This window comes from Bradyrhizobium sp. AUGA SZCCT0176, assembly GCF_018130145.1.
Lineage (GTDB): Bacteria > Pseudomonadota > Alphaproteobacteria > Rhizobiales > Xanthobacteraceae > Bradyrhizobium.
The window spans coordinates 634,847-643,995 of record NZ_JAFCMB010000003.1; the positions used below are offsets into that span (position 1 = coordinate 634,847).

General features: G+C 62.8%; 9 protein-coding genes. 5 read left to right on the plus strand and 4 right to left on the minus strand.

The window, feature by feature from the left end:
- Positions 1–21: 21 nt before the first annotated feature.
- Positions 22–1,710: a methyl-accepting chemotaxis protein gene (locus tag JQ600_RS11215; RefSeq protein WP_212391949.1), complete on the minus strand. Its 1,689-nt coding sequence runs from the start codon at positions 1,708–1,710 to the stop codon at positions 22–24.
- Between the two features lie 268 nt (positions 1,711–1,978).
- Between JQ600_RS11215 and JQ600_RS11220 the strand changes: the two genes are divergently transcribed.
- The gene (locus JQ600_RS11220) at positions 1,979–2,179 is read left to right on the plus strand and encodes a CsbD family protein (RefSeq protein ID WP_211999734.1); all 201 of its coding nucleotides are present in this window, start codon (positions 1,979–1,981) and stop codon (positions 2,177–2,179) included.
- Positions 2,180–2,233: 54 nt separating this feature from the next.
- Here the strand turns inward: JQ600_RS11220 and JQ600_RS11225 are convergent, their stop codons facing one another.
- Complete coding sequence (locus JQ600_RS11225; protein ID WP_211999735.1) at positions 2,234–2,389, minus strand: Thivi_2564 family membrane protein; 156 nt, start codon at positions 2,387–2,389, stop codon at positions 2,234–2,236.
- A gap of 193 nt (positions 2,390–2,582) precedes the next feature.
- Between JQ600_RS11225 and JQ600_RS11230 the strand changes: the two genes are divergently transcribed.
- Positions 2,583–4,676, plus strand: a complete 2,094-nt coding sequence (locus tag JQ600_RS11230) for a methyl-accepting chemotaxis protein (RefSeq protein ID WP_212391947.1) — start codon at positions 2,583–2,585, stop codon at positions 4,674–4,676.
- Positions 4,677–4,821: 145 nt separating this feature from the next.
- Here the strand turns inward: JQ600_RS11230 and JQ600_RS11235 are convergent, their stop codons facing one another.
- Positions 4,822–5,457 carry a DUF2865 domain-containing protein gene (locus tag JQ600_RS11235; protein WP_212391945.1) on the minus strand — a complete coding sequence of 212 codons (636 nt, stop codon included), beginning with the start codon at positions 5,455–5,457 and terminating at the stop codon, positions 4,822–4,824.
- A gap of 26 nt (positions 5,458–5,483) precedes the next feature.
- Positions 5,484–6,245: a L,D-transpeptidase gene (locus JQ600_RS11240; protein ID WP_212391943.1), complete on the minus strand. Its 762-nt coding sequence runs from the start codon at positions 6,243–6,245 to the stop codon at positions 5,484–5,486.
- 482 nt (positions 6,246–6,727) lie between these two features.
- Here JQ600_RS11240 and JQ600_RS11245 point away from each other — a divergent pair, with 482 nt between their 5' ends.
- From JQ600_RS11245 to JQ600_RS11255, 3 genes are all read left to right on the plus strand, one after another.
- A complete protein-coding gene (locus JQ600_RS11245) occupies positions 6,728–7,780 on the plus strand; it encodes an AI-2E family transporter (RefSeq protein ID WP_212391980.1) in 1,053 nt (350 codons plus the stop codon).
- An 81-nt stretch (positions 7,781–7,861) separates the two neighbouring features.
- Positions 7,862–8,230, plus strand: a complete 369-nt coding sequence (locus JQ600_RS11250; protein WP_212270112.1) for a YqjD family protein — start codon at positions 7,862–7,864, stop codon at positions 8,228–8,230.
- Positions 8,231–8,345: 115 nt separating this feature from the next.
- The gene (locus tag JQ600_RS11255) at positions 8,346–8,786 is read left to right on the plus strand and encodes a hypothetical protein (protein WP_192737181.1); all 441 of its coding nucleotides are present in this window, start codon (positions 8,346–8,348) and stop codon (positions 8,784–8,786) included.
- Positions 8,787–9,149: the final 363 nt, after the last annotated feature.

The window sequence follows — 9,149 nt, forward strand, 5'->3', positions numbered from 1 at the left end:
GGCCTGAGCTCCATCCGGATATCAGGCCGCGCGTATCGTATGCAGGAATTTCCCGACTTCGAGCTTGAGGGAATGGCCTTCCTGCGAGAGCGAACGGGCGGAACCATGAACCTGTTCGGCCGCCGCCTGCGTGTCGGCCGAACCTCGGCTGACATCGGCGAGGCAACCGCCAACTTCGATGGCGCCCTGAGCGGCTTGCTGGACGTTTCGCGCGATCTCCTGCGTCGCGGTGCCCTGCTGTTCGACGGCGGCGGCGATCGCCGTTGAAATCTGGGAGATCTGCCCGATCGTGCCGCCGATCGCCTTGATCGCGGACACTGACTGCTCCGTTGCCGACTGCATCTGCGTGATCTGGGCGCCGATTTCCTCGGTCGCCTTGGCGGTTTGGGCGGCAAGCGCTTTGACCTCGGAAGCCACCACCGCAAAGCCGCGACCCGCCTCGCCGGCGCGCGCCGCTTCGATGGTCGCATTGAGCGCCAGCAGGTTGGTCTGCTCGGCCACCGCCGCGATCAGCTTGACGACTTCGCCGATGCGGCCGGCCGCCTGCGACAGTTCCGCGATCCGCTCATTGGTCTGTTCGGCCTGACGCACGGCTGCATGGGTGATGTCTTCCGATTGCTTCACCTGCCGGCCGATTTCGGTCACCGAGGAAGCCATCTGCTCCGAAGCGGCAGCCGCCGATTGCGCATTGGCCGATGAACGGTCGGAAGCGGATGCCGCCTCTGCCGTATGCTTATGGCTGGTTTCGGCCGTCCTGGTCAGGCTGCCGGCGGCGAGTTCGATTTCGGAAGAGGCCGTTGATACGGCCTCGATGATCTTGCCGATCGCCTGCTCGAAGCCGTCGGCGACCTGGCTCATCGCCAGCTTGCGTTCTTCCTCCGCCCTGAGCTTGAGGCCGGCCTTCTCGGATTCCATGGCCTGAACGCGCAGCGCGTTTTCCCTGAACACCTGGACGGCGCGGGCAATGGCGCCGACTTCATCCGTTCGTTTGAGGGACGGTATTTCAATGTCCAATCCGCCGCCGGCGAGCCGTGCCATCACGCCGGTCATGCGGGTCATCGGCCGGATCACACCGAGGCCAACGCCGACAAGGCCGCCGCCAATGATCAGGAAGACCAGGGCCGAGATGCCCCACAGAATAACGTTGAACGTGCCGACACGCTGGGTCGCGGCAGTTTCGATGGCCGCGTTGTCGTCAGTGGTCTTCTTGACGATTTCGTCGATCAGGGCGCGGTGCGCCAGATAGGCGGCCGAGATTTCCGAATACGCCTTTGCCGCGGCGGCGGCGTCTGCCTTGGCCAGGGCCGGCAGGAACGCTTGCTCGATGGCGGTCCAGAAGCGCTGCACCTCGCGATGCGAATCCACAACGAACTTTGCCTTGACCACAGGCTCGAGGTCCGACTTCACCCAGAACTCGTGGCGCTCGTCATATTCCTTTTTCAATTGCTTCAGCCGCTCGCGACGGTTGGCGAGTTCAGCCGGATTGTTCAGGGCAAGAGTGGCTTCGAGATAGGATTCGATCACATATTCCGGCGGCGGCAGGATGTCGGCGATCAGATCGTTGCCGAGCTTGAGCTTGTTGTAGAGGGGTCCGCCGACCTTGACCTCGCTGAGCGCGAAGATGCCGGTGAACACCACGGCTCCAAGACCGATTGCCGTGACAAGGCCGAACAGGACTATGGCGCGCGTAATCGTCAAACGAAGCTTCATTGCCAACGTTTCCTCAAAATCGATCCGGTTCCGCTCTTGGCGAGCCGAACTTGAATTCGCTTGAAACGCGAGGACTATTGACTATTCGCGTTAACGTTCAGTTTGTCTTCGCATGCAACCTCGGTTCCGCAGCCGGTCGGACGCCCCGTTTAAATACGGGAGGCGGCGCGCGATCTGTCGCAGGGCTGGTGCCGCTTTGCCGCATCACAGGAACGTTTGGATCGTGCGCCCGTTGAGAATTCATCTCAACTCACAGGGAGAAATGACGATGGATTGGAACCGGGTTGAAGGAAACTGGAAACAGTTCAAGGGCGCCGCCAAGGAGAAATGGGGCAAGCTCACCGACGACGATCTCAATGTGATCGAAGGCCGTCGTGAGCAACTCGAAGGCAAGCTGCAGCAACGCTATGGCTTCGCCAAGGACCAGATCCGCAAGGACGTGGACGACTGGTTCGGGACACTGAAATAGAATCCTCAAAATGAAAAGCCCCGGCAGCGCCGGGGCTTTTTGTTTGGGCGGTCGCTAGATCACCGCGATGTATTTCAACAGCGAGATCACGCCGAGGATGATCACGACGACTCGCGCGATCTGTTTGGCGCGGCCATCAAGCGGCAGCAGGTTGATGAGATAGAGAACGAGGATAACGACGAGAAACGTGACGAGTACGCTGACAAGCATGCGGGCCCCCTCGGCTGGAATAGCGCTGTTGATATTTTGTTAACGTGTCACGTCACATTGGGTTCCGGACGGGGAACCTGCGTGCAAACATAAAAACTTCAACCATTTCAATGGTTCCGTAGTTCTACTGCGTCGGCGCTGTCTAAGTATTTACCCTTTTCCCCCCAAATGACCGCGGCTTTGGGGGAGCATCATGTTGAACCGTCTGACCGTATCCACGCTGCTGAAAACCGTCATCCTCGCCACCGCCTTCTGCATCGTGGTGGGATTCTCGCTCAACGCCTGGGATGCCTGGGGCCGCCTGCAGGTGGCAAACCGCATCTCGGTGGTCACCGACGCATCCGCCAATATGTTCAAGGCGATGCATAATCTGCGCACCGACCGCTCCACGACCAACCGGCTGTTGAATGCCGATGCGCCGATGGACAGCGATATCGAAAAATATCTGCGCAACATCCGCGATACGCAGATGCCCGCCTTGAGCAACGCGCTGACGCTGCTCCCGTCCATCGAATTCGCGCAAGCCCAGACACTGGTGCCTGAGCTCGATCGTCTGTTCAAGAAGCTGAGCACGCAGCAGAAGGAATTCTGGGACGAGGTGAACAAGCCGAAGGCCTCCCGCCGTCCGACGCAAGGCAAGGAATACATGGAGACCGCGACCGCGCTGCTGGAGACGCTCGACAAATTGTCCGCAGCGCTTTCCACCGTGGTCAACCATCAGGACCCGATGATCGACCAATTGCTGGCGATCAAGCAGGTCGCCTGGCTGCTCCGCAACACCGCGGGCGAAGCATCGCTGCTGGTTTCCAACGGGCTCTCCGCAGGAAAGGCGGCGCCGGAAACACAGCTCAAATATCTGAAATTTTCTGGCGGCATCGACGCCGCATGGAACGCGCTGGAACTGACCGCCTCGGGAATGCAGTTGCCGCCGGCGCTCGTCGCCGCGATAGCCGCGACCAAGACCGCCTATTTCGAACCGGACTACATCACTTTGCGCGATCGCCTGATGACGACGATGGTCGCCGGCGGGCAGCCCGAACTGACCGCAAACCAGTGGACGCCGATTACGGTCGGGCGCCTCGGCAGCGCGGTCAAGGTCGCCGAAACGGCGCTCGACGCTGCCCGGGACCATACCGTGATGCAGTATTCCTCGGCCCGGCGCGCGCTGGTGGTGCAACTGGTGCTGCTGGTCGGCGCGTTGATGTTGACGTGCGGTGCGTTGATTCTCGTCACCCGCCGCGTCATCAAGCCGCTGCACAATATGCGCGACGCCATGCTGAAGGTTGCCGCCGGCGACCTGACGGTCGACACCGGCTATGCGGTGCGCAAGGACGAAATCGGTGCGCTCGCCGGTGCGCTGGAGACGTTCAAGCAGCAGGCCGAAGACAAGGTCCGGATCGAGGCGCAGGAGCGCGAACGCAATGCCGGCGCTACCGCGCGCCAGCAGGCGATCGAAAGCTATGTCGGCGAATTCGAGAGCATGGTTCGCCAGACGCTCGACCAGCTGGGCGACGCGTCCGGTCAGATGCGGACCACCTCGGACGGCCTGTCCGCGGTTTCCCGCCAGACCAACGCGCGGGTTGAGGTGGCCGAAAAGGCCTCCAGCGAAGCCTCGATGAGCGTCGAGACGGTCGCGGCCGCGTCGGAAGAATTGAGCGCCTCGATAAACGACATCAGCCAGCAGGCGGCACACGCTGCCGGCATTGCCAGCCGCGCGGTGAGCCAGGCGCGTGAGACCGACGGCACCGTGCAGGGCCTTGCCACATCGGCAGGCCGGATCGGCGAAGTCGTCGGGCTGATCAACTCGATCGCCGCCCAGACCAATTTGCTGGCGCTGAACGCGACCATCGAGGCCGCCCGCGCCGGTGAAGCCGGCCGCGGCTTTGCGGTGGTGGCTTCCGAAGTCAAATCGCTGGCAAGCCAGACCGCGAAGGCGACCGAGGAAATCTCGGAGCAGATCTCCGACATTCAGAAAGTCGCGAATGAGGCCATCGAGGCCATCAAGGGCATCGGCGGCATCATCGGCGAGGTCAACGAGGTCGCCACCGCGATTGCGGCCGCCGTGCAGGAACAGGGCGCCGCGACGCAGGAGATCACGCGCAGCACGCAATTCGCCGCCCAGGGCACCAAGAACGTCTCCGACAACATCTCGGGCGTGAAGACCGACGCCGATGCGGCAGCAGCCGCCGCCGACGACGTCAAGCACGCCTCCGAGACGCTGGAAACGCAGAGCAAGCAATTGGGTACTCAGGTCACTCAGTTCCTCGGCAAGATCCGCGCGGCGTAGTCATCTCCACGATCTCGTCATGCCCGGCCTTGTGCCGGGCATCCACTACTTACTTTTCCACCCACACCAAAGACGTGGATGGCCGGGTCAAGCCCGGCCATGACGGACGTTGAAATATCACGCCCCAAAATGTAATTCCCTGCCATCACTCCCGCGCCACTACCGGCACGCGTTCATACTTCGCGCGCAGCTTGTCGGAGGCGGGTGAGAAGTTCAGCTCGGCGCCGCGCTTGTCGGCGCTGCGGCCGGCCACCAGCAAACCGTTTTCGCCGGCGACGATGTCGCCCTTGCGCAAGGTCGGATCGGCCTCGATCTTGACCGGCGCGAGCCCGGTCTGATCCTTGCCGTTGCAAGTGCACCCGGCCACCAGCTCATTGCGATAGCGGAACGCGTTCGGCAGTTCCGAATAGGGCTTTCCGTTCTCGGCGGCGGCGTTGTCGATGTTGCTGCCGTAGAACACTTTGGTCTCGCTGGCCGGGCAGAAGCTGTCGCAGGACGCCACACGGCTGGCATTGTCGGAGGCCGTCACGGGGAAATAGCGCCCGTCGCAGGTACGCACGCAAAACGCCTGACCGCCGCCGCCATAACGCCGCGTCTCGCCGCGCTGAAGGGGCATCGGTCCGCCGTCGTTCACAAACGGCAACGAAATATGGGGGTCCCTCGCCCGGCCCATGCCGCCGAACAGGGCCGAGAAGAAGTCCTGGGCCTGCGCCGCAGGCGCCAGCGCGGCAGCGCCTGCCAAAGCCGCCGCGCCCAGGATTGCCATTCTACTCACGGCCATTCGCGTCTCCCGTTACGTTCGGCCGCTCAGTTGAGCTGCGACGCCGTCAAATTCATTGCCTGCCGCCCCGACGGCGGCGGCGTCACCGCCGGACGCGCCGGCCGCACGCTGATGGTGGTGCGCGTTTCCATGCGCGGCGCATTCTTCGGCAGCACCACGACCCTGGTGCCGACGTCGACCCGGCTGAAGAGATCGCTGACGTCCTCATTGGTCAGGCGGATGCAGCCTGAGGAAACGAACTTGCCGATCGTCGAGGGATCGTTGGTGCCGTGGATGCGGTACTGGCTGGAGCCGAGATACATCGCCCGGGCGCCGAGCGGATTGCCGGGGCCTCCGGCCATGAAGCGCGGCAGATAGGGCTGGCGCGCGATCATCTCGGCCGGCGGATGCCAATCCGGCCACTCCGCCTTGCGGCTGATGGTCTGTACGCCGGACCAGGTAAAGCCTTCGCGGCCGACACCGACGCCGTAGCGAACGGCGCGGCCCTGACCGAGCACGTAATACAGCGCGGTGTTGCCGGTATCGATCACGATGGTGCCGGGCGCCTCCGACGTGTTGAAAGCGACGACGGCACGGCGCAGCCGCTCCGGCACGACGCCCGCGTCGGGCGTTACCGGCTCAACCATCATCTCATCGGAGGGAAACGAGTTTGGCTGGGTGGACGCGTAACCCAGCAGCTGTGCGCTCGCCGCGCTGGAAAATACCGAGGGGGCCAGCAGCATGGTGCTGATGAAGACGAGCGCGTGGGTTACGCGCGACTGACGCCGGCGATGAGAGGACTGTGTCATGGGACTGCCCCGGTTGGATACGCATCGTGTGATGCTCTGAATTGGCAACGCGACCGGGGCTGTGCAGTTCCCTGCGACTCACGTTGACAGGCCTGCTGTCAAGCGCGCCCGTGCTCACGCGTCCGCGATGGAACTTCTGCTCCCGGCGCTCGTTAGGGCGGTTGAGAACGGTTCGCGGGGCGACGTCGCGGCTGCCATGTGAACACCGCCTCGCGCGGGGGAGAACCGTTGTGCGCGTATTGCCCCCCAAGCCTTTGCCTGAAGAACGCAGGGCGCCTGAAGATCGCAAGGCACCGTCCAAGGCACCGTCCGATGAAAACAAGCCGTCGGAACGAAAGCCGGCGCAAGGCGAGCACAAGACAACCGAACGCAAGCCATCCGACCGCAAGCCTTCTGACAACAAGTCCTCCGACCACAGGGCCTCTGACCAAAGGACTTCGCCGGGCGACCGCCAGAAAGCCAATGCGCCGGAAGGCAAACCGCTGCCCGACAGTAATGTCGAATTGCCTCCGCTGATCAGCCGCGCTGAAATCGTCGCCTTTTCGCTGGTATCGCTGCTGATCATCTGCATCGTCGCCGTGCTCTACGCCGCGAAAGCGTTCTTCCTGCCGATCACGATGGCATTCATCGTCGGCACGATGCTGTCGCCGGCGGCGAGCTTCCTCGAGCGCTATCGTATTCCCCGTGCGCTGGGCGCCGTCCTGATCGTGGCCGCCGTCGTCACCGGCGCAGCCTTCATGGTCGGCCTGATTGCATCGCCGGTAATGGAATGGAGCAACAAGCTTCCGGAACTGGGGGCGCAGCTGAAGGAAAAAATGCACGTCTTCGACAGGCCGCTGGCGCTGTGGCAGCAGCTGCAAGGCATGCTCGGCAGCTCCGACACGCTGGCGACCTTCCACATGCCGAAATTCGAATGGGTGCAGCCGACGCTTGAATTCCTGTCGCCGACCCTCGCCGAGTTCCTGCTGTTCGTCGCCACCCTGATCCTGTTCATCGCGAGCTGGAAGGACCTGCGCCGGGCAATGGTGATGAATTTCGGCGACCGGCCGGTGCGGTTGCGAACGCTGCGGATCCTCAATGAGATCGAGGAGCATCTGGGCAGCTATCTGCTGATGGTGACGATGATCAATGTCGGCGTCGGCATCGCAACCGGCATCATATGCGCGGTCACGGGCATGCCTAATCCGGCCGGCCTCGGTGCGCTGGCCGCGACCCTGAACTTCATTCCGATCATCGGACCGGTCGCGATGTTCGTCGTGCTGATCGTGGTCGGCCTTGTCGCCTTCCCGACGATCAGCGCGGGGCTGCTCGCGCCGCTGCTGTTTGCCGCGATGACCTTCCTCGAGGGCCATTTCGTCACGCCGACGATCGTCGGCCGCAGGCTCGAGCTCAACGCGCTGGCGGTGTTCATCGCGCTGGCATTCTGGACCTGGCTGTGGGGACCGATGGGCGCGTTCCTGGCGTCGCCGATCCTGATCGTCGCGCTGATCCTCAAGGAGCATCTGATGCCGGTCAATTCGCCGCAGTTGCCCTAGAATCAAAGGGTTTCGCAGCAGGAACTTCCGCTTCAGGCAGGCGTTTCCTCGGTACGCAAATTTAGTACCCGGGAGCTTTTGATGTCGATGACGAATGGCGACGCCGCAAAGAACCTGACGGATAAAGCGACCTACGAACGCCTGGAAAAGGATGTAACCGCCGTGAAAAACGATATCGCAGCCCTCACCGACCAGATCACCGATGCGCTCAACAGTTTTGCCGGCACCGCGGGCAAGCAGGCCCGCCGCGGCTACAAGCAGGCGCGCGCCAATGCGGAGCAGGCGGTGGACGACATGTCCGAGCGCGGCAGCGCCATGATGGACGCGGCTCAGGATGCGGCCTCCTCGATCGAGGAATCGCTGGAAGACGTCATCACGCAGCGGCCGCTGGCAACGGTAGGCCTTGCGCTGGGCGTGGGCTTCCTGCTCGGCGCAATGTGGCGCCGATAATCGGCGATGATGGCAATGATGACCCGCGCCGGAAAGCCAGCCCTCATCTCCCGATCGCGGCGCTGGCGCGAGGTCGTTTCTTTTATTGATGTTCTTTTCAGATCGAGGCGGGCCCATGTTTCAGCGACTGATCGATGACTTCAAGGATTCGACCGGCACTGCGCTCCGGCTGACCTCGCTCGCGGCAGCAGCCGCAGTTGCTTTGCTCGTCACCACATCGTTTCTGTGCGCGGCCGCCTTCATCTTCGTGCTGGAGAAGTACGGCCCCGTTTATGCTTGCCTGACCGGCGCCGGCATCTTCTTCGTGGTGACGATGATCGCGGCGATCTCCTACATGGTGCGCAAGAAACAGATCGAGACGCGCGTCAAGGAGACGACAAAATCCGCCGCTCAAACCATGCTGGCCGATCCGATGCTGGTCGCGGCCGGCATCCAGGTGGTGCGCGCGATCGGCATCAAGAAGTTGATTCCGATTTTGGCGGTCGGCGGACTGGCGCTGGGATTCTTGGCGAGCCGCGGGCAAAGCCAGGCCGGTGGCGAGGCGCCGGCGGAGTGAACTTCGTTCGTGAGCGTTGGCGCATCGCGCCCCGATGAAAGCTGTCATCCTCCGCGAAAGCGGGGGATCCAGTACGCCGCGGCTTCTCGGTTCTATCATCGGCTTCTCTGGAATACTGGATCGTCCGCCTTCGCGGACGATGACACTGAATATGAGTTTGCGATCTCGCGACGCATTGCGCCCGAGCTTTGCCAGAAACTTCCCGCCCTCCCCAAATGAGAGGGCGCAGGGAAGACCGGGTGCGCGCTGCACCCGCGGTCTCGCGTGCGGTTTGCACAAAACAAAGTGCACACGAGCATACAGGGCAGCGGTGAACACCCGGCCTTCCCTGCGCAATGGCTTTACGGCTTATGCCGTGATCTC

Bases quoted from the DNA above. Each gene is read 5' to 3' on its own strand.
- JQ600_RS11215 (WP_212391949.1), bottom strand. From the start codon at position 1,710: ATGAAGCTTCGTTTGACGATTACGCGCGCCATAGTCCTGTTCGGCCTT.
- JQ600_RS11220 (WP_211999734.1), top strand. From the start codon at position 1,979: ATGGATTGGAACCGGGTTGAAGGAAACTGGAAACAGTTCAAGGGCGCC.
- JQ600_RS11225 (WP_211999735.1), bottom strand. From the start codon at position 2,389: ATGCTTGTCAGCGTACTCGTCACGTTTCTCGTCGTTATCCTCGTTCTC.
- JQ600_RS11230 (WP_212391947.1), top strand. From the start codon at position 2,583: ATGTTGAACCGTCTGACCGTATCCACGCTGCTGAAAACCGTCATCCTC.
- JQ600_RS11235 (WP_212391945.1), bottom strand. From the start codon at position 5,457: ATGGCCGTGAGTAGAATGGCAATCCTGGGCGCGGCGGCTTTGGCAGGC.
- JQ600_RS11240 (WP_212391943.1), bottom strand. From the start codon at position 6,245: ATGACACAGTCCTCTCATCGCCGGCGTCAGTCGCGCGTAACCCACGCG.
- JQ600_RS11250 (WP_212270112.1), top strand. From the start codon at position 7,862: ATGTCGATGACGAATGGCGACGCCGCAAAGAACCTGACGGATAAAGCG.
- JQ600_RS11255 (WP_192737181.1), top strand. From the start codon at position 8,346: ATGTTTCAGCGACTGATCGATGACTTCAAGGATTCGACCGGCACTGCG.